Source organism: Moritella sp. PE36, from assembly GCF_000170855.1.
Lineage (GTDB): Bacteria > Pseudomonadota > Gammaproteobacteria > Enterobacterales > Moritellaceae > Moritella.
In genome coordinates this window covers 1-21103 of record NZ_ABCQ01000020.1, presented here as the reverse complement: position 1 = coordinate 21103, position 21103 = coordinate 1, and the positions used below count along the sequence as shown (strand labels likewise).

The window sequence follows — 21103 nt, the reverse complement described above, 5'->3', positions numbered from 1 at the left end:
TATTGTTCGAGGTTATTTTGATTAGTTGGCAAGCCAAAGCGCTGAATTTATTTTTGAAGCAAACAGTGAAACGTTCGATTGAAAATACCAAAGACGTGAATAAATTGCGTTTTCAGATGCTCGCGCTAGATAAATTTGTATTTGGCACTAGCGCTAATATTCAACACTCGCAATTAGTGCGTGCTGGTACTTTATGTGATGAAATACAGCTTAAATTTTCAAATACGAAGAAAAAATTATTATATGTACATGGCGGTGCCTTCGTTTTTAAAACCCCAGCAATACATAACAATTTTATAGCGCGTTTAGCTGAACCACTCGATTTACATGCCATTATCCCCGATTATCCACTGGCACCTGAACAGCCTTTTCCTGCTGCGGTTGATTGTTGTTATGATATTTACAAGTCGTTATTAGATTCAGGTACTTTACCTGAAGATATTATCGTCGGCGGGGACTCTGCTGGTGGTAATATCGCTTTATCGCTATTGTTACGTGCTAAACGTAATGGCTTACCAATGCCGAGTTGTTGCGTGTTATTATCACCCGTAGCAGACATGACGCAAAGTGGAATGTCTTCTGTGGAAAACCGTTATAGTGATGCACTGTTCAGTTTAGAAGTTATGTTACGTTGCCGAAATTGGTATTTAGGTGGTGATAATACCGATCTACACAATGACGAGATTTCACCGTTATTTGGTGATTTCACTGGTTTCCCTCCTTTTATGTTCCATGTCGGTAGTACCGAACTAATGCGTGATGACTCTACTCGATTGGCTGCATTTATGCAGGCTAAGGGTGTCGATGCCCATTTACAAATATGGCACCAAATGCCGCATGTTTTCCCCTTGTTTGAACAGCTTCCTGAAAGTAAGGCTGCGCTGATTCAAATTATCGACTTCATAAAAAAACATCTTAAATAACCTAGTTACGCAATATTTCACAAGCGTTTATATAAAAACATATAAAGATTTTAATGAAATATATCATATTCGGAATGTTTTCCTAATATGATATATGTCATATTATAAAAACCTTTATTATAGCTGTATAAACCAAGTGAAGCAGCATATAGAGGCTATTATGAACAAAGAACAAGTATTACAAACAATTGAATTATTAAAAGAAGGCCACTCTTTAACGGATGTAACTAAGATTGCTAAAATCAATGTTATGTACGTAAGCGTTATCCGTAAATTGATGGTTATGAACTTGATTAATATCGAAGGTTAATCGCCATGACGGTTAACTAATAGATGACTTATTTATTGCCTGACCATAAATAACAGTCAAAAAAAAGGCTGGTAAGATAAAAAATTATCTCACCAGCCTTTTTGTTTTAAGTGGTTAGCTTTCTATTTTAAAAACTAACAATACACTTAAATTAGAATTCCGCTGTACGTGGCGCACGTGGGTAAGGAATTACGTCACGGATATTTTGCATACCAGTTACATAAGACACTAAACGTTCGAAACCTAGACCGAAACCAGAATGTGGCACTGTCCCAAAACGGCGTAGATCACGGTACCACCAGTAATCTTCTTTGTTTAGGCCCATTTCTTCCATACGTTTATCAAGCATATCTAAACGCTCTTCACGTTGGCTACCACCGATGATTTCACCGATGCCTGGTGCAAGTACGTCCATTGCTGCAACTGTTTTACCGTCATCATTCATACGCATGTAGAAAGATTTGATATCTTTCGGGTAGTTTTTAACAACAACAGGTGCTTTGAAGTGTACTTCAGCAAGGTAACGTTCGTGCTCAGAAGACATATCGATACCCCAAGAAACTGGGAATTCGAATTCTTTACCACATTCTTCTAAGATCTTAATTGCGTCAGTATAATCAATTTGAGCAAAGTCAGAATCTACAAAGCTTTCTAAGCGAGTAATAGCGTCTTTATCGATACGTTGTGCAAAGAATTGCATATCATCCATACGCTCTTCTAGTACAGCTTTAAAGCAATACTTAAGCATATCTTCAGCTAATTTTGCAGCATCGTCTAAATCAGCAAATGCAATTTCAGGTTCAACCATCCAGAATTCTGCAAGGTGACGTGTTGTGTTTGAATTTTCTGCACGGAAAGTTGGGCCGAACGTATATACTTTACCTATTGCACAAGCATAAGTTTCAGCATTTAATTGACCCGATACAGTTAAGAATGCTTCTTTACCGAAGAAATCTTGGTTGTAATCAACTTCGCCTTTATCAGTTAAAGGCAGGTTATTCATATCCAGTGTGCTTACACGGAACATTTCGCCCGCACCTTCACAGTCACTTGCTGTGATAATTGGCGTGCTTAACCAGTTATAACCATTTTCATGGTAAAAGCGGTGAATAGCTTGTGATAAACAGTTACGAACACGCATAACCGCACCCATTACGTTAGTACGGCCACGAAGGTGAGCGTGTTCACGAAGGTATTCGATGCTGTGGCGTTTTGCTGACATAGGGTAAGTATCAGGGTCTTCTACTAAACCAAGCACAATAACTTCTGTTGCTTGGATTTCGAATGCTTGACCTTTACCAGGTGATTCAACTACTGTACCTGTGATTTCAACTGAACAACCTGCAGTAAGACTTAATACGTCGTCTGAGTAGTTCGGTAAATCTTTGCTCACAACTGCTTGGATAGGATCGAAACACGAACCATCGTAAACAGCTAGAAAAGAGATACCAGCTTTAGAATCACGGCGTGTGCGGATCCAGCCTTTCGTTGTAACTGTGCTGCCTACCGGGAATTTACCGGCAAAAATATCTTTAACTGACGTATGCGTCATAGGATTATTGCTCTCCAGCATAAAAAGCTCTTGCTGAGCGAATGATGATTATTTAAGTAAGGTTATATTACCTTTGCAGTTGCAGGATACAAGTAAAAACAATGAAAAATCATTTTGTTTGCTTATTATTTAGTAAATTAACACCAATATTCGCAAATAATTAAGGATTCTAATGGTAATTGATTTGCTTTTTCTTTTGTTGCAGCAAACTTAGTTGATTTAGCATGCTACGGCTCGGTTTGATTAGGGGGCTATTTGTTTGACTTGCGTTACGCTGTTTTAAGCTTTGTTCTAATTTATCGAAATAGTTCGATTCACTTATATTGTTATCGAGCATTAAATTATAGCGCTCGGATAAGCCATGCGTGTCTGTTGCATGTTCAAGTTTATTGATGATGCTATGCTCAAATGTGGCTTCCCGAATATAACCCGTGATACTTGCAAGCGGTGCAATTATTTTAATATAGATAATATATGAGATCGCCGACAAGCTAATGACTGTTAAACCGAAAATTAATAAATTATTGAGCATAGATGACTCCATAAACTAAAGTAATTAATGTAACAAACTCGCCATTAAGCTTGTTACATTAATTGTTATTAAGTACACATGTCACAAATGTAGACGTGGTACCCATAGTTTAGCAAAGACTATTTTGATGATATTGCAAGTCAAACCAAGATAAAGCTAAATTGATTTTTTGGTAATAAGTTATTTAGCCCAAATGTCGGCATCAAGTACTTGTTTGATCACATTGCATAATGTGTCCAATTCGGTCTCTGAAATAATATAAGGAGGCATGATATACAGCAGCTTACCAAAAGGCCTGATCCATACACCCAATTCAACAAACAGCACTTGGGCTTTTGCCAGATCGATAGATCGTTTGGTTTCGATAACGCCAATACTGCCAAGCACACGCGCATCGCTGACATTGTCATGTTCAACTAAAGGCAGTATTGCCTGTTGCAGTTGCTTTTCAATGCGCGCGACTTGTTGTTGCCAGTCACTTGTCATTAATAAATCAATACTGGCATTGGCGACCGCGCAGGCAAGGGGATTACCCATAAAGGTAGGACCGTGCATTAATACACCGCTTGGCCCGTTACTAATAGTCTCTGCCACGTGTCGGGTGGTTAATGTTGCTGCCAGTGTCATGTAACCGCCGGTGATGCCTTTACCCAAACACATAATGTCAGGTGTGATGCCTGCATGCTCACAAGCAAATAGTTTTCCGGTTCGACCAAAACCCGTCGCTATCTCATCTGCAATCAATAACACCTCAAAACGTTCGCACAGTAATTTTGCTTGGCGTAAAAACTCCGGGTGATAAAACTTCATCCCGCCTGCACCCTGCACAATCGGTTCTAATATAAATGCTGCTATTTGCTGATGATTGTCTACTAAGGTTTGCTCTAAGTCTTGCATGGCACTTTGCTGCCATTGCTGGTTAAATTTGATGCTCGGTGCATCAATAAAAAATTGTGGCGCTAAGAAACCCGTGAATAATTCGTGCATGCCATTATCTGGATCGCATACCGACATTGCCCCAAAAGTATCACCGTGATAACCATTGCGTATGGTGACAAACTTCTTCTTGGTCGGTTGTTGATGATGCCAATATTGAATCGCCATTTTCATTGCCACTTCGACACTGACTGAGCCTGAATCTGCGAGGAACACACACTCTAGACCGTCGGGTGTTATATCAACTAATTTTTGGCACAGATTGATAGCTGGCTGATGGGTGATACCACCAAACATGACATGGGACATTTTACTTGCTTGTCGCTGCATTGCTTGATTGAGCGCAGGGACGTTGTAGCCGTGAATAGATGCCCACCAAGAAGACATGCCGTCGATTAATCGCGTACCGTCATTCAACGTTAGATAAACACCTTCAGCACTATCAACGTGATAGCAAGGTAATGGTTTTGTCATCGATGTGTAAGGGTGCCAGATGTGTTGCTGGTCGAACTTCATTGATTCGCTGTGTGTTTTTTGAGTCATTGTAAACCTTGGTTTTAGCATTTGGTTGACCTTGCGGCTATGCTGGATAGACTAATCGAGTTTAAGCACAAATTCAAATAAAGGATTTTAGATGACTAACAGCGTTCGCCATGACTGGCAAATTGATGAGATTGAAGCACTATTTAACCAACCGTTTAATGATTTGATGTTTCAGGCTCAAACGGTGCATCGTCAGAATTTTGATCCAAACAGTGTGCAAATCAGTACGCTGTTATCAATCAAGACCGGTGCTTGTCCTGAGGATTGTAAGTACTGCCCACAGAGCGCACGCTATACAACGGGTATTGAGAAAGAACGCTTGATGCAAGTAGAAACAGTGCTTAAACGCGCTGTCGAAGCGAAAGAGAATGGCGCCAGTCGTTTTTGTATGGGGGCGGCTTGGAAAAATCCACATAAGCGTGATATGCCGTATTTAATTGATATGGTTAAAGGCGTTAAAGCCATGGGACTGGAAACTTGCATGACGTTAGGCATGTTAGCGCCCGAACAAGCACAATCACTTTCTGCAGCGGGTTTAGATTACTACAACCATAATCTTGATACGTCAGAAGAATACTACGAACAAATTATTACCACGCGTACTTATCAAGACCGTTTAGATACCTTAGATCATGTTCGTGACGCTGGCATGAAAGTATGCTCGGGCGGTATCGTTGGCATGGGTGAGCAACAACTTGATCGTATTGGTCTACTCAAATCACTGGCTAACTTAGCGCACCACCCTGAAAGTGTGCCAATTAACATGTTAGTTAAAGTGGCAGGAACACCGCTTGAAGATACACCCGATTTAGACGAAATAGAGTTTGTACGTACCATTGCTACTGCACGTATATTAATGCCTAAATCGTATGTCCGTTTATCTGCTGGCCGTGAGACGATGAGCGAACAAACGCAAGCACTTTGCTTTATGGCTGGTGCTAATTCAATCTTTTATGGTTGTAAATTGTTAACGACGGACAATCCGGATGAAGGCAGTGATAAGCGTTTATTTAAGAAACTTGGATTGCATCCTGCACGTATCCGTGAAGCCAGTGATGAAGCACAATCCGCGCAGCTACTCGATGAAATAGCAGAGCAGGCGTCACCGTCACTGTTTTATGACGCGACAGCTGTTAATAAAAATAATGTTGGCGCGAAAAGTGCGGTACTTTAATGGCTTTTGAATTCATTACACAAGCATTACGCCAGCAGCAAACACAATCTCTGTTACGCACGCGGGCGGTAAGTAATGAGGCGATTAATTTCTCCGCTAATGATTATTTAGGGCTTTCTAAACACCCCGATGTTATTGCGGCATGGCAGCGTGGCGCAAGCGAACATGGCGTTGGTAGCGGTGGATCTGCGTTAGTGACGGGTTATACCCATGCTCATGCTGCACTAGAAGAAAAGTTAGCTGACATAACGGGTTATGAATCAAGTTTATTATTTAACTCTGGCTACAGTGCCAATCAAGCGCTAATCAAAGCCTTGTTAAATAAAAATGATTTGCTGGTCCAGGATAAGCTCAACCATGCTTCATTAATTGAAGCGGGGAGTTATTCACCAGCAACCATGAAACGCTTTAAGCATAATGACAGTGGACACCTGGCTCAAATCCTAACTCATTATCGCCCTAAGCATGCTAACGCACTGGTTGTTACAGAAGGTGTGTTTAGCATGGATGGTGATATGTCAGACTTGCGTGCTATTAGTCAGCAATGCAAGGCCCATGACAGCTGGTTGTTGGTCGATGATGCACATGGTTTTGGGGTCTTACCGCAAGGACAACATAGCCTTAAACAGCACGGTTTACTAGCCAGTGATGTTGATTTATATATGGCGACGTTTGGTAAAGCGGTGGGGGTATCAGGGGCATTTGTTGCTGCTTCGAAAGATGTTATCGAATATTTAGTTAACTTTTCGAAACCTTATATTTATTCGACCGCAATGCCGGCTGCAATGGCGCTATGTATAGATAAAGCGTTAACGATCATGATGACAGAAACATGGCGTGTTGTGCATTTAAATCAACTTATTTGTTATTTTAAGCAACAATGTTTTTTACGTAACATTACCTTAATGCCATCTGATACAGCCATTCAACCACTTATTATTGGTGATGCAAATAAGGCAATGAAGATCAGTCAATATCTAGCGGGTAAAGGTTTGTTAGTAAAAGCCATTCGACCGCCGACGGTGCCACAAGGTACATCACGTTTACGTATTACGTTATCTGCGAATCATAGTATTGAAGATATTGATTTATTACTGACTCGGCTGCAGGAAGCGTTAAATATAAATAGTGGAGGTGCTTCATGATTGACAAAAATGCTGTCGCACGTTGTTTTAGTAAAGCTGCGGCAAGTTATGATCAACACGCTATATTACAGCGCTTGTCCAGTGATAATTTATTACACTATTTACCCCATAGTGTTAATGATCGTGCTTATAACACGACGGTCGATCTCGGTTGTGGCAGCGGCGCATTATTACCCGTATTAGCGAAGTGTAGTAAGCAGTTAATTGCTGTTGATTTGTCCTTTGGCATGCTTGCTCACGCTCAAGCACATCATCAATTAACGACACCGACTTATTGGTTGAATGGTGATGCAGAGGCGTTACCATTACCGTCGAATAGTATTGATTTGTGTGTCTCTAATCTGGCATTGCAGTGGTGTGATGATTTAGCTGTGCCGTTAATTGAAGTATCGCGTTGTTTAAAACCAAGGGGCTTAATGCTATTTAGCACCTTAGTTGCGGGTAGCCTTGATGAATTAACACTATCGTGGTCAACGGTTAACGCACATCGCCATGTAAATCGTTTTCTGTCGGAAGGCGAAATTAAAGCGGCGTTATTAAAATCAGGTCTAAGTGTTGAAACCTTCCACGTGGAAATACAAACTATGTATTACTCCAGTGTAAAAGAAGTCATGCACAGCCTTAAAGGTATTGGCGCTAATCACGTACATGATAAAAATTCAAAACCGACGACGCAAGGTGAGCTAAGAGAATTTAAAGCTCACTATGAAACATTGCGTGACAATCAAGGCTTGTTACCACTTAGCTATAAACTCGCTTATTGCTTACTGCGTAAACGTTAACACCGCTGAATTTAAGACATAAAATTTGAACTTAAGAAATAGTATAAAGGTCATTGATGACAAATAAGACAAATAAGACAAAGAAAATATTTATTACCGGTACAGATACTGATGTTGGTAAAACAGTGATTAGTTGTGCCGTGCTGGACTACGCGAATAATTTAGGTCTAAAAACGGTTGGTTTGAAGCCAATTTCTGCGGGGTGTGAATTAACATCGACGGGATTACGGAATGAAGATGCATTGTTATTACAACAGCATGCATCGCATCAATTAGCTTATCAAATTGTTAACCCTATTGCTTATCAAGAACCGATTGCCCCCCATATCGCCGCACTTAAACGTGGTGAGTCTATTGATTTGGCGTTAGTGGATGCGTCAGTTAATCAAGTGCCAGATGACATTGACGTAACGGTGATCGAGGGCGCTGGTGGCTGGCACCTTCCTATTGATAACCGGAACTATTTTTCATCCTGGGTAGCTGAAAATAAGTTAGATGTTATTCTTGTAGTAGGGATTAAGTTAGGTTGTTTGAACCATGCGATATTATCAGCACAAGCGATCCTGCATTCAAACGCAAATTTTGTTGGTTGGATTGCCAACAGTCTCACCGCGGATATTGCTAATTATGATGAAATGATCGATACATTAACGGTGGCATTATCAGCCCCATTAATGGGTGAAATGCCTTATTTTTCATCAATAGATGAGAAAAATGAAAATTCAGCTAACTATTTGGATTTAACTTCTTATTTGTCGTTGTAAGGGATAATATACTTAGTCATAACATGTCCCATAATACTTAGATACCCAAGCTATATTTACTAGTGGGTATTTATGACGTAATGCAGGGAGTACGTGTAATAATTAAAGGACAGACAAGGCGTGGCTAAGATTGTTTTAAAACAAGAAGATAAATTATCATTTAAACTTAATCACCTTATCCCACAAGGTGATTATCGTCGTGTAGACGTGTATTTTTTGTTACCTAACGAGATGGGCATTAATCCGCAAACGTTAACGGAAGAAGATTATTTTTACCGTGGAATTCAAGGTAAGCGGGCGTATTATTCAGAGGGTTTACACCTGCCATTAGTGCAAAGCCGTTTTGCCAGTCGAATGAAACGTTCTCCTGATGAGTATCGTGTTAATTTGAATTTGTTTGCTTATCAATTTGCTAAAGCATTTGAAAAAGACATCCAAAATATTCAGCAGCAAATTGAGCCGCAATTATTTTATTTAGCCTTGATCGAATTAATTGAAGTCGCTAAATCAATTATCAAAAAATTTCGCCGTAATGCACCTGCCGATGAAAAACTAAGAGCTTACTTTAACAACGTTGACAACTACCTTTCATGGTTCAGCGAGCAGTGTTGTTATAAGGCATTATCCAAGCGTAAAAAGAGCAATGATTTTCTTGATGAACGTGCGGAAGTTATTGGCTTTTGTCGAGGTGAAGCTAAGTATCGCTTAGAACATGGTTATAATTCTGCAAATACCGTATTAGACCCAAATCGAATCGCTAATAAAATGCGTTTGTTACGTCGATTGATCGAGCATGGCGTGATTTTTAAAGAAGAAACTCAACAGTTGGGTAAACATCAGAAAAAAATCGTTAAAGGTGCAGCAACGTCCTTGGTGATGGTGATCGTATTAACGCTCATACTTTTTGCTCAAGGTGAGTTAAAAGGACTGACCTATGCGTTGATTGCCGTGTTGTCGGTGATTTATGGCTTCAGGGAGATCTTTAAAGATGAATTCAACAATACGTTATGGCGTTGGATCCGTAAAGGTCGACCAAAGTGGTCAAGGTTGCTAATTGATACATCAAATAAGCAGGTTATCTCAAAGCAACGTGTATGGCTTGATTATATTAAGCAGAGTAATTTACCTGCGGTTGTGCGTGACGTTTTGTATCGTCGTCGACCGCAGAATAAGCAAGAATCAATTTTGTTACACTATCGATTAGATACGAAGGTAAGTAATAAAGGTTTCCAAGCGGGTTATGATCGCATTCAAGAACAGATTTATTTTAGTGTTAGACCTTTGATCCGTTTTCTAGAACGCGGTACAGGCGCTGTATATGCAGAAAACGACGGTAAAATAAGCAAAGAACAGATTGAAAGACGTTATCAAGTTAATGTCGTTGTTGGTTTGCACGATGACAGCGCTAAAGTTGTTTATCAACGTCATAAGATAACAGTGAACCGTTCTGGTATTCTTGATATTGAAGCGGCGGATGTATTTAGCGAGATCCTTTAGTTATTTAATGTAAATAACGGGATTAAATCTAATCAGTATTTAATACTTTATGGCAATTCAATTAAACGTTTGAATTATTATGATGCGAAGCTCCTACTTTTGCATTAAATTTGTTGCTAAGATGTTGTTCATGTGAAATATTTGTTCTATGCCTTCTGGTTTAATCAAGATGTATGTCCTATTTTTAAGCCATTATTAATGAATTGACAGGAATATAAGCAAAGGAGCGCAGACAATGGATGGTCAAGGGGATGTTATTGGAGGCTGGTTAGTTGCCTTATATAAGGCGCTATTGTGGAAGGGCATAGAACCTTTCGAACTGCTATCAAAATCAGATGTTTGCATTGATGAAATAACCAACGTAGGCAGTCGTGTCCCTGTTAGCCTGTGTAATAAACTCTTCGAACAATCCGTCACACTGACGGATGATCCACTTTTACCGATTAAAGTGAGTCAATGCATCGTAGCGACCACATTTCATGCGTTAGGCTATGCACTGCAAGCATCCTCATCATTACAAGACGCATTTATCCGTTTAGTTCATTATGACCGGGTGCTTAGTAGTACCTGTCGGATTAATTTAACTGAAGATGAGCAGTACTGTTACCTTGGGTTAAACCTCAATGAGTCTGCCGATAGTATCAATCGTATTGGCTCGCAACTCGAATTAACTATGTTGCTATCTATCATCAAAATATGCCGAGATCTTTCTAATCCGGGCTTTTCTCCAGTCAAAATGTATACTACCGCTGATGCTCGCTGTGTTGAACAATTTGAAGCCCATACGGGCTGTACGATTGAATTTAGCTCAAGTAAATCTATGTTAGTGATGGATCGTAAACTGCTATTAAAACGACTACCAAATTTTGCACCTGACCTTATTTCGCTTAGTGATAAAGCGGCTGATGATTATCTTGCTAGTCTTGATTGTAATAATGTGGTCAGCCAAGTTCGTTCAGAAGTGGTATCTTTAATGGCGACGGGTGTACCCAATATTGATTTTGTGGCGGAGAAGTTGAACTTTAGTCAACGTAGTTTACAGCGTAAACTGAATGATTCTGGTACAAGTTATAAAGATTTAGTAGAAAATATTCGCCAAACAACCGCTGAGCAACACTTAAATCAAAATCGTTTATCGCTGGGGGAAATAAGCTACCTGTTAGGTTTTTCTAATGTGGCTAATTTTTCACGTGCTTTTAAACGTTGGAAAGGCGTGACTCCCGGCGTTTATCGAGGAGAACATTGCCATTCGTAAATAGCCGTTAATATGCACGATAGAATTGGTTATACCAAGCGGTAAATGGATTGCCATTTGATGACAAAATTTAGGTCTTAGTGAGAAGACCTTCGTAAACTTAAGGGATTAGGGTGATAAGAATGCCAAGTATGGATAAAAAATCGCTTGCGCTGTTATGTGCATTAAGTTTACCAGTACCATTACTAGTGCATAGTGCCAGTGAAGAACAAGCGACAAATAAAGCAACCAGCTATGTTAACAATAATGTGTTACAGGTTGCAGCAGAAATGAATAACCTTGTAGAGAAAAGTTTGTTTTTAGAGATTGATCATTTCCTGCAGCGTCAGGTTATGGTCGGTGAATACGGTCGTATTCTAGTGCGTGAGAATGCTGATTCAGCTTGGATTCAGGCGAACGTTCCCGTGCAAACGACAATTACGGCTGTGGAGTTTATTGATGATAAAGTGGCTTGGGCAGTAGGTCATCAAGGGGTCATATTAAAAACCATAGATGGTGGATATAATTGGAGTAAGGTGTTTGATGGTATCCAATTAACCAGTTTGCTTAAAACCAGTTTAGAGGTTCAAGTTACTTTATTAACGGCTGAGTTTGAACAGGTTCAGAGTGCCAGTATCGATGAAGATAGTCTTGATGAACTTGAAATGCAACTCGATGATGCGTCGTATAAATTAGAAGATTTAACGGCTACTTCGGGTATTGAAATTGCGTTTTTTGATGTGCTCTTCAACGCTGCAGACTATGGTCTTGTTATTGGTGCTTATGGCGCGATGTTGGAGACTAAAGATGGTGGTAATAACTGGGAATATATAGGTTTTCAAGTACCTAATCCAGAAGGGTTTCACCTTAATTCGTTAACGATAGATGATAACAATAATATTTATATCGTCGGTGAAGCTGGTTTGGGCATGGCAACCTCAGATCAAGGCCAGAGCTGGCGTTCATTAAACATCGATTATCTTGGTTCTTTATTTGGTATCGAAGTTAACGGTCCGTCGCTTTATAGTTATGGATTACGAGGCAATATGTTTGCTTCACAAGACCAAGGCGAGACTTGGCAGCACCTCGATACTGGTGTGACTAATCATATTTTTTCTGCAGATTGGCTCAATAACAAAGAACTGTTATTAGTTGGTGCTGGTGGATTAAAGCTAGTCTATAACGGCAATACCTTCGAAAATATTTCAAAAAGTAATCAACGTATTGATATCACGTCAGTTAAAATTGTCGATGATAATGTGATCACGACAGGATTACGTGGTTGGCAAACCAGTAGCAAAAGTAAATTAGGTCAGGGAGGTCTGAAGTAATATGGAAAAGCTTACTATTTGGATCGAGAAACAGTTATTTGGTTTTAAATATATTGTGTTTGCAGTGATCGTATTGCTTACCGCTTTTTTGGCGTATAACGCGAGTTTAGTGAGACCCAGTGCGTCATTTGAAAAAATGATCCCAGTGCAGCATGAATATGTTCAAAACTACTTAAATTATAAGCAAGAGTTAGCCAGTTTAGGCAATAGCGTGCGTGTTGTTATTGAAAACGAGAATGGTGATATTTTTAATGCCAAATTTCAAGAACAGATGCGAACATTGAATGATGAATTATTTTTTATCTCTGGTGTGGACCGTTCGGGGATGAAATCAATTTGGACGGCAAATGTAACTTGGGCTGAAGTTACTGAAGACGGGTTTGTCGGTGGCACTGTGATCCCGAGTGATTATGACGGTAGTCAGCGTACCCTAGACCGATTACGTCGTAATGTGATGTTATCTGGTCAAGTTGGTTATTTAGTCGGTGATAACTTTAAATCGGCAGTATTCATATTGCCGTTAATGAGCATAAACCCTGATACTGGTAAACCATTAGATTACAATCAACTGTCTATCACATTAGAAGAAATTCGCAGTAAGTATGAAGTGAATGGCGTTAAGATTCACATTACTGGTTTTGCTAAAGTGGTGGGCGATTTAATTGCTGGTGCCGCTGAAGTGGTTATCTTTTTCTTAACTGCTATCGTCATTACTTTTGTATTACTGTATTTATATAGTCGTTGTTTAAGAAGCACGATTGTTACTGTGACCTGTGCGCTAGTCGCGGTTATTTGGCAATTAGGTCTGCTTAATTTAATGGGGCAGGGACTTGATCCTTACTCTATGTTAGTGCCATTTTTAGTGTTTGCGATTGCCGTGAGTCATGGTGTGCAGTTAATTAGTGCGATTGGTCAGCATATGGCGGCAGGCAATAAGTCAGAACAGGCTGCGCGTCTTGGGTTTCGAGCGTTAGCGGTTCCTGGTTTGATTGCACTATTAAGTGATGGACTTGGTTTTATTACTTTAAACGTGATTGAAATTCAGGTGATTCAGGATTTAGCCACTGCGGCTAGTGTTGGTGTCGCGGTTATCTTGTTAACTAACTTGATACTGCTACCTATTTTGATGTCTTGGACGGGGGTATCTCCCGCTGGCATAAAATACTTGATAGCCGAACAATCTAAAACGCCGTTAATCGTGACTGTATTTAGTCGTTTTGCAGATGCGAAATGGGCTAAGTCGGCGCTGATATTTGGTGTGGTTTGCCTTGCGGTCGGTTTATACCAAGGCCAATCGCTAAAAATTGGCGACCTGGATGCGGGTGCACCAGAGTTACGTGCTGACAGTCGCTATAATCTAGATAATGCTTATGTGGTAAATAATTACCAAGCGAGTACCGACATTATGGTATTAATGGTTGAAACACCTGCGGAGCAATGTAGTAGTTACCATACATTAAATGCGGTGAATCAGTTGCAAGCACATATTGAAGGTATTCCTGGGGTTCAATCAACATTATCAGTGGCGACAATTGCCAAAAAAGCCATTGTCGGTATGAATGAAGGTAACCCTAAATGGCAAGGTTTAAGTCCTAATCAGCTGGTGCTAAATGCTGCTGTAGGGCGTGCACCTGCAGCGTTTATGAATAATACCTGCAGTATGTTACCGCTGATTATTTATCTTGATGACCATAAGGCCAATACCTTAGAAACTGTGATTGCGGATATTACTGCTTATACTGCCGCGAATAAAACACAAGGTGTTAATTTTGCACTGGCAGCCGGTAATGCGGGTATTGAAGCGGCAACCAATAGTGTGATTGAAAAAGCCCAATACCAAATGTTGATGTGGGTTTATGGTGTCGTGGCATTACTGTGTTTCCTTACATTCCGCTCGGTTAAAACCTTGATATGTATAATTTTACCATTAGCACTGACCTCTATTTTAGGGCAAGCATTAATGGCGACATTAGGCATAGGTGTTAAAGTGGCAACCTTACCTGTGATTGCGCTTGGCGTGGGTATTGGTGTGGATTATGGTATCTATATTTACAGCCAATTATCAGCCCGTTTGAAAATGGGTGATAACTTACAAGATGCTTATAAATATGCATTATCAAGTACAGGTAAAGCGGTTGCGTTTACCGGTGTCACTTTAGCCATTGGTGTATGTACTTGGGTATTATCCCCAATTAAATTCCAAGCGGATATGGGCTTGATGCTCACCTTCATGTTTATTTGGAATATGCTTGGGGCATTGTGTTTCTTACCTGCACTAGCCTGGTTGTTAAAAATTGGTGGCAATGCGCAAGTTGTCGCGTCACCGGAACTGGCTAAATTGGAAGAAGAAAAAAGTAACGCGGCATAAAATCATGTCAGTTATGATTTATACCCAAGTTACTGCAGACGTATATTAATTAAATTGTTGTCATGAAAAGGGTTAATCCATTTGGGTTAACCTTTTTTCGTTTAAATGGTTAAAAAACAGTTATTCGTTGGATCTATGCTTTAAAGTTTGGCGTTTTAGCTCACCTAGGTTTAAAATGTCCGTCTATCTCAATAACAAGACAGTTTTCATGGATCAACAGCGTACAGCTTGGCAGACAGTTAAGCGATTTTCTATTTATGTCCTCGATTTAAAAACCACCTTAGGTTTTGGTGTTCTCGCAATGCTTGGTTACGGTATTGTCGATGCAACGTTACTTAATATTCTACAGCCGCTTGTCGACGATGGCTTTAACGCTGAAACGTCAGCATTCTTAAAGTGGATGCCATTATTTGTGGTCGGCATGGTAACCTTACGTGGTTTAGCGTCGTTTGGCTCAAGCTATTGCATGGCGAAAGCTGGTCATACCGTGGTAATGCGTTTACAACGTCAGTTATTTGATCATCTAATGCATTTACCGGTGAGCTTTTTTGATAAAACCCCATCGGGCGAATTAGTATCAAAAATTATTTATGATTCGACCCAAGTTTCAGGCGCAGCATCTAAAACAATCGTGAATGTGTTCCGTAGTGGTGCGTTTATTTTTGGTTTACTTATTTGGATGTTCTACCAAAGCTGGCAGTTATCCCTTGTTTTATTATTTATTGCACCACTGGTCGGTATCATTATTGGTTCTGTGAGTCGTCGTTTCCGTGTGATCAGTCGACGCCTACAGGAAGCAATGGGTAATGTTTCATCAACAGCGCAACAAATGTTACATGGTCATAAAGACGTATTAATGTCTGCAGGACATGAAACAGAGCGCGAACGTTTTGGTTCTGTAAGTAATCATATTCGTCAACAACAAATGAAAATGGCAACAACCAGTGCAGCAAGTAATGCGTTAGTACAAATCGTAGCTTCATTTGCACTCGGTGTTGTTTTATACCTTGCGTCTTTTGAATCCATTCGTGCGGAACTTACACCGGGTAAATTCGTAGCTATTGTCGGTTCTATGATGGCGTTATTACGTCCATTACGTGACATCACTAACGTTAACTCTGAAATCCAAAAAGCAATTTCGGCGTGTAACAGCTTATTTGATATTCTTGACCTCCAAGCAGAGAAGAATACAGGCACCTATATACCGGAACGTGTAGCAGGTAAAATCACCTTCTCAAATGTTGATTTTACTTATCCGACAGCAGCTAAGCGATTAATTGAAAATATGAATTTTACCGCACAACCTGGTGAGATGATTGCTCTTGTTGGTCGTTCGGGTAGTGGTAAATCAACATTGGCTAGTTTGATTACGCGTTTTTATGAAATAGAGAAAGGCGAGATCAGTATTGATGATAGACCTCTTCATGACTATGAATTGAAATCGTTACGTAACCAGATTGCCTTAGTATCGCAACATGTACATTTATTTAACGATACGATTGCCGCTAATATTGCTTATGGCCGTATTAACGAAGTGACACGTGAGGAGATCATTGAGGCCGCGAGTAAAGCTAACGCAGTAGAATTTATTGAAGGCTTTGATAATGGCTTTGATACGATCGTTGGTGAAAACGGCGCTATGTTATCAGGTGGTCAACGCCAGCGTATCGCCATTGCCCGTGCGCTATTACAAGACGCACCGATTTTAATTTTAGACGAAGCGACCTCTGCACTTGATGCGGAATCTGAGAAAAAAGTACAGCAAGCACTCGAAACATTGCAAAAAGATAGAACGTCGTTAGTGATTGCACATCGTCTATCAACAATTGAAGCGGCAGATCGTATTTTGGTTATTGAAGCGGGCGCGATTGTTGAAAGTGGTACACATAGCGAGTTACTTGCTAAAGGTGATCATTATGCTCAACTTCATCGCTTACAACTTGGTGGCAAATAGGTCTATACGTGAAAATAGAAGAGGATATTTGGTATGGTAACCATTGGTCAAAATGGTTACTGGCACCGCTTAGTATTACTTTTGCAGCGATAACTGGCTGTCGTCGTGCGCTATTTAAATCGGGCATTAAAGCCAGTATAAAACCAAGCGTACCGACGATTGTGGTGGGTAATATTACGGTTGGTGGTACGGGCAAGACGCCGCTGGTTGTCTATTTGTGTGAGAAATTGACGGCGGCTGGCTATAAACCCGGTATTATTAGTCGGGGTTATGGTTCGAAAGCGCCACAATATCCCTATATTGTTAATTCGGATTCACCTGTTGCGCATAGTGGTGATGAACCATTCATGTTGCAGCAACGTACGCAGTGTCCATTAGTTATTAGCCCTGTGCGTACCGATGCTGCTGCGCACTTATTAGCCAACTTTGATGTAGACGTTATTATTACTGATGACGGTTTGCAACATTATGCCATGCAACGAGACATCGAATTAATCGTCATCGATGGAAAACGCCGGCTTGGTAATGGACATTTATTACCGATGGGGCCGTTACGCGAAGGTCCGTGGCGTTTAGATACGGCTGATTTTGTGATCTGTAATGGTGGTAACGGCTTGGCTGGTGAGCTCAATATGTTATTAGTGGCTGCGCCATTACGTAAAGTAACAAATAATGCAGTGGCGACATCGGATAAGTCTATATCGATGGTTGCAATCGCCGGTATTGGTAATCCGCAGCGTTTTTATACTACGTTAGCACAACACGATTATGTGATTGAAGAACATCTCTCATTTCCTGATCATCATGCTTTTACTGCCGCTGAAATTGAACAGTTTGCAGCAGGGCGAACCGTTATTATGACCGAAAAAGATGCTGTTAAGTGTCAGTCTTTTGCTCAGGATAATTGGTATTATTTACCGGTAAACGCAAGTTTAGATAGCGATTTTTTACCGCAGTTATTATTAAAATTAAAGGAATTAACCCATGACTCTGGATCATAACTTACTTGAAATTATTGCTTGTCCTGTATGTAAAGGTAAATTACATTTTGACAAAAGCAATAACGAACTTATCTGTAATGCAGACCGTCTTGCTTACCCTATCACGGAAGGTATCCCAGTATTAATTCAAGTTAAAGCGCGCCAGTTAACCTCAGAAGAGTTAGCTAAATGAGTTTTATTGTCATCATCCCATCACGTTATCAATCAAGTCGCTTACCGGGTAAGCCGCTAGTTGATATATGTGGTAAAACAATGATCCAACGCGTTGCCGAGCAAGCTTTGCAAAGTGGTGCTTCACGTGTTGTTGTTGCTACTGATGATGAGCGTATTGAACAAGCGGTAACAGCACTCGGTTATGAAGTGTGTATGACGTCACCTACACATAACTCAGGTACTGAACGTTTAGCTGAAGTATGCAGTAAGCTAGGCTTTAATGATGATGATATTATTGTCAATGTTCAAGGTGATGAACCGCTTATACCGCCACGTATTATTGAACAAGTAGCAACTAACCTAGGTAAACAAAGCGAAGCGCGGATGGCTACCTTGTCTGTTGCTATTACCGATGTTGAAGAAGTCTTTAATCCGAATGCGGTAAAAGTGGTGACGGATAAGCAAGGTTATGCTCTGTATTTCAGTCGTGCGCCAATTCCCTATCATCGTGATAATTTTATGCACGAGCCGGTGACAGAGATTAAGCCAGTTTACCAACGTCATATTGGTATCTACGCTTACCGTGCTGGTTTCATTCGTGATTACGTTCAGTGGGCAGAAACTGAACTTGAACAGATCGAATCATTAGAACAGTTACGTGTACTTTGGCATGGTGAGAAAATTCATGTTGAAGAAGCGCTTGAAGCACCTGCTGCAGGTGTTGATACACCAGAAGACCTTGTTGTTGTTCGTAATATTGTGAGTGCACAGCAAGCTATAACTGGTTAATAGTATTGTAACAAACTGGTTTTATTGCTATTTGTGGATAACTCTATCGGTTTGTAGATAACTATAGCTGGAATTAAACAGTGTAAATACAAAAATGCCGTTCATATCTGAACGGCATTTTTATTACCTTAATTTTATTATGTTAGAGTTTAATGATCAGACGCTGCACCAGATCCACGCGGGTAGCGCAGATTATCAACCAGTTGTTGAATATGTAATGGTGCATCACCTGTTACTTTGGTGACAATGAAAGCAACTGAGAAGTTAACAATTGCACCAACCACACCAAATGCATTTGGTGAAATGCCAAGGAACCAGTTTTGTTCCATACCGCCGAGGAATGATGTACCTGGGATGAACATAATGCCTTTATGTTGGAATACATACATCATAGTGACACCTAAACCAGAGCACATACCTGCAACAGCGGCTTGACCATTAATTTTCTTCGAGAAGATACCCATCATGAGCGCTGGAAACAGAGATGAACCCGCTAAACCAAAGGCGAGGGCAACCGTTCCCGCGGCAAATCCAGGCGGATTGAGCCCGAGGTAACCAGCGATAATGACGGCAATCGTCATGACGATACGACTGGCTTTTAACTCACTTTTTTCCGATAAATTCGGGACTAATATGCCCTTCATTAAATCGTGTGATATGGCCGATGAAATAGCCAATAATAGACCCGCAGCTGTTGATAGTGCAGCCGCTAAGCCACCCGCAGCAACTAGTGCTATCACCCAGTTTGGTAAATTTGCAATGGCTGGATTTGCCAGTACCATAATGTCACGGTCAATTTTAACCATTTCATTTTTGACTGGGTCTGCAACATATTGGATTTTACCATCGCCATTTTTATCTTCAAATTTCAATAGACCAGTTTTTTCCCAGTCTTTAAACCATTGTGGACGTTTCTCATATTCGAGCGGTTGTCCAGCGCTTGGTTCAATCGTATTCATTAGATTGAAACGTGCCATTGCACCTACCGCTGGTGCTACAGTATAAAGTAACGCGATGAATACTAATGCATAACCTGCTGATGCACGTGCATCTTTCACTGTCGGTACGGTAAAGAAGCGCATAATTACATGGGGTAAACCAGCTGTACCGATCATCAGTGACATGGTGTAAGCGAACATGTTTAATGTGCCACCCATGTTATCAGTGGTATATTCTTTAAACCCAAGGTCGGTAACAACCATATCGATTTTATCGAGTAGATACACACCACTACCATCAGCAAGGGTACTGCCTAAACCAAGTTGAGGAATGGGATTACCTGTGAGTTGTAATGAAATAAATACTGCTGGAATGGTATAAGCAAAGATAAGGACACAATATTGCGCGATTTGCGTATATGTGATCCCTTTCATACCACCAAGTACGGCATAAACCCATACCACAATCATACCTATGCCTAAACCTAGGTCGTAATCAACTTCTAAGAAGCGAGAGAAGGCAACACCAACACCCTTCATTTGGCCAATGATATAAGTGACTGACGCTACAATTAAACAGACAATCGCCACGACACGAGCCGTTTTGGAGTCATAACGGTCGGCAATGAACTCGGGAACGGTAAACTTACCATGTTTACGCATGTAGGGAGCAAGTAGGGTCGCAAGGAGTACAAAACCACCTGTCCAACCCATTAAGAAGACGGAACCGCCGTAACCCATGAAAGCGATAAGACCTGCCATTGATAAGAATGACGCTGCACTCATCCAATCGGCGCCGATCGCCATACCGTTTTGTAATGGCGTAATACCACCACCAGCAGCATAGAAATCACTGGTTGTTTTAGCGCGAGCGAACCAGGCAATAGCAAAATAAATGGCAAATGAACCAAATACGGCGATATAGGTATAGAGTTTTAATTCGCTCATTTATTCTTCCTCAACATTATGTTTTTTGTCCAGCTTATTCATCTGTACGGCATACCAAAAAACCAAACCAACGAAGGTATAAATAGAACCTTGTTGTGCGAACCAGAAACCAAGCTTGTATCCACCGAGTCTAAATTCATTCAATTCTTCGACGAATAAAATGCCACAGCCAAACGACACCACAAACCAAATTACTAAACAGGTTAATATCAGTCGTATATTGGATTGC

General features: G+C 40.5%; 19 protein-coding genes. 14 read left to right on the top strand and 5 right to left on the bottom strand.

All coding sequences use genetic code 11. The features are described 5' to 3' along the window. Window positions 1-17: 17 nt before the first annotated feature. Window positions 18-923: an alpha/beta hydrolase gene (locus PE36_RS12640; RefSeq protein ID WP_006032431.1), complete on the top strand. Its 906-nt coding sequence runs from the start codon at window positions 18-20 to the stop codon at window positions 921-923. Window positions 924-1083: 160 nt separating this feature from the next. After that, window positions 1084-1233 carry a hypothetical protein gene (locus tag PE36_RS24585; protein WP_198138613.1) on the top strand — a complete coding sequence of 50 codons (150 nt, stop codon included), beginning with the start codon at window positions 1084-1086 and terminating at the stop codon, window positions 1231-1233. Between the two features lie 151 nt (window positions 1234-1384). On the opposite strand, the gene asnS is transcribed toward PE36_RS24585, so the two are convergent. From asnS to bioA, 3 genes are all read right to left on the bottom strand, one after another. Then, the gene (asnS, locus tag PE36_RS12635) at window positions 1385-2785 is read right to left on the bottom strand and encodes an asparagine--tRNA ligase (RefSeq protein WP_006032429.1); all 1401 of its coding nucleotides are present in this window, start codon (window positions 2783-2785) and stop codon (window positions 1385-1387) included. 169 nt (window positions 2786-2954) lie between these two features. Then, window positions 2955-3317 carry a hypothetical protein gene (locus PE36_RS12630; protein ID WP_043994493.1) on the bottom strand — a complete coding sequence of 121 codons (363 nt, stop codon included), beginning with the start codon at window positions 3315-3317 and terminating at the stop codon, window positions 2955-2957. A gap of 180 nt (window positions 3318-3497) precedes the next feature. Continuing rightward, the gene (gene bioA / locus PE36_RS12625) at window positions 3498-4796 is read right to left on the bottom strand and encodes an adenosylmethionine--8-amino-7-oxononanoate transaminase (protein ID WP_006032427.1); all 1299 of its coding nucleotides are present in this window, start codon (window positions 4794-4796) and stop codon (window positions 3498-3500) included. Between the two features lie 91 nt (window positions 4797-4887). On the opposite strand from bioA, the gene bioB reads away from it, so the two are divergent. The 12 genes from bioB to kdsB all read left to right on the top strand — a co-directional run bounded on the left by bioB (window position 4888) and on the right by kdsB (window position 18988). Continuing rightward, window positions 4888-5970: a biotin synthase BioB gene (bioB, locus tag PE36_RS12620; protein ID WP_006032426.1), complete on the top strand. Its 1083-nt coding sequence runs from the start codon at window positions 4888-4890 to the stop codon at window positions 5968-5970. Beyond that, on the top strand, window positions 5970-7115 hold the full coding sequence (gene bioF / locus PE36_RS12615) for an 8-amino-7-oxononanoate synthase (RefSeq protein ID WP_006032425.1): 1146 nt from the start codon (window positions 5970-5972) through the stop codon (window positions 7113-7115). The genes bioB and bioF overlap by 1 nt, the downstream gene beginning before the upstream one ends. After that, complete coding sequence (bioC, locus tag PE36_RS12610) at window positions 7112-7897, top strand: malonyl-ACP O-methyltransferase BioC (RefSeq protein ID WP_006032424.1); 786 nt, start codon at window positions 7112-7114, stop codon at window positions 7895-7897. Before bioF ends, bioC begins: the two co-directional genes overlap by 4 nt. A 56-nt stretch (window positions 7898-7953) precedes the next feature. Next, window positions 7954-8661 carry a dethiobiotin synthase gene (bioD, locus tag PE36_RS12605; protein ID WP_006032423.1) on the top strand — a complete coding sequence of 236 codons (708 nt, stop codon included), beginning with the start codon at window positions 7954-7956 and terminating at the stop codon, window positions 8659-8661. Window positions 8662-8781: 120 nt separating this feature from the next. After that, window positions 8782-10158, top strand: coding sequence for a hypothetical protein (locus tag PE36_RS12600; RefSeq protein ID WP_006032422.1), 1377 nt, complete (start codon window positions 8782-8784; stop codon window positions 10156-10158). A 235-nt stretch (window positions 10159-10393) separates the two neighbouring features. Further along, on the top strand, window positions 10394-11413 hold the full coding sequence (locus tag PE36_RS12595) for an AraC family transcriptional regulator (protein ID WP_006032421.1): 1020 nt from the start codon (window positions 10394-10396) through the stop codon (window positions 11411-11413). Window positions 11414-11544: 131 nt separating this feature from the next. Then, window positions 11545-12723, top strand: a complete 1179-nt coding sequence (locus tag PE36_RS12590; RefSeq protein WP_006032420.1) for a YCF48-related protein — start codon at window positions 11545-11547, stop codon at window positions 12721-12723. 1 nt (window position 12724) lies between these two features. After that, window positions 12725-15091, top strand: coding sequence for an RND family transporter (locus PE36_RS12585; protein WP_006032419.1), 2367 nt, complete (start codon window positions 12725-12727; stop codon window positions 15089-15091). A 208-nt stretch (window positions 15092-15299) separates the two neighbouring features. Continuing rightward, a complete protein-coding gene (gene msbA, locus PE36_RS12580) occupies window positions 15300-17045 on the top strand; it encodes a lipid A export permease/ATP-binding protein MsbA (RefSeq protein WP_006032418.1) in 1746 nt (581 codons plus the stop codon). A gap of 8 nt (window positions 17046-17053) precedes the next feature. Then, complete coding sequence (gene lpxK / locus PE36_RS12575; protein ID WP_006032417.1) at window positions 17054-18046, top strand: tetraacyldisaccharide 4'-kinase; 993 nt, start codon at window positions 17054-17056, stop codon at window positions 18044-18046. After that, a complete protein-coding gene (locus tag PE36_RS12570; protein WP_006032416.1) occupies window positions 18030-18218 on the top strand; it encodes a Trm112 family protein in 189 nt (62 codons plus the stop codon). Before lpxK ends, PE36_RS12570 begins: the two co-directional genes overlap by 17 nt. Continuing rightward, window positions 18215-18988 carry a 3-deoxy-manno-octulosonate cytidylyltransferase gene (kdsB, locus tag PE36_RS12565; RefSeq protein WP_006032415.1) on the top strand — a complete coding sequence of 258 codons (774 nt, stop codon included), beginning with the start codon at window positions 18215-18217 and terminating at the stop codon, window positions 18986-18988. The genes PE36_RS12570 and kdsB overlap by 4 nt, the downstream gene beginning before the upstream one ends. A 149-nt stretch (window positions 18989-19137) precedes the next feature. On the opposite strand, the gene PE36_RS12560 is transcribed toward kdsB, so the two are convergent. Both PE36_RS12560 and PE36_RS12555 read right to left on the bottom strand, forming a co-directional pair. Continuing rightward, on the bottom strand, window positions 19138-20874 hold the full coding sequence (locus tag PE36_RS12560) for a sodium:solute symporter family protein (RefSeq protein WP_006032413.1): 1737 nt from the start codon (window positions 20872-20874) through the stop codon (window positions 19138-19140). Then, a partial coding sequence (locus PE36_RS12555) for a DUF4212 domain-containing protein (protein WP_006032412.1) occupies window positions 20875-21103 on the bottom strand: 229 nt, incomplete at its 5' end.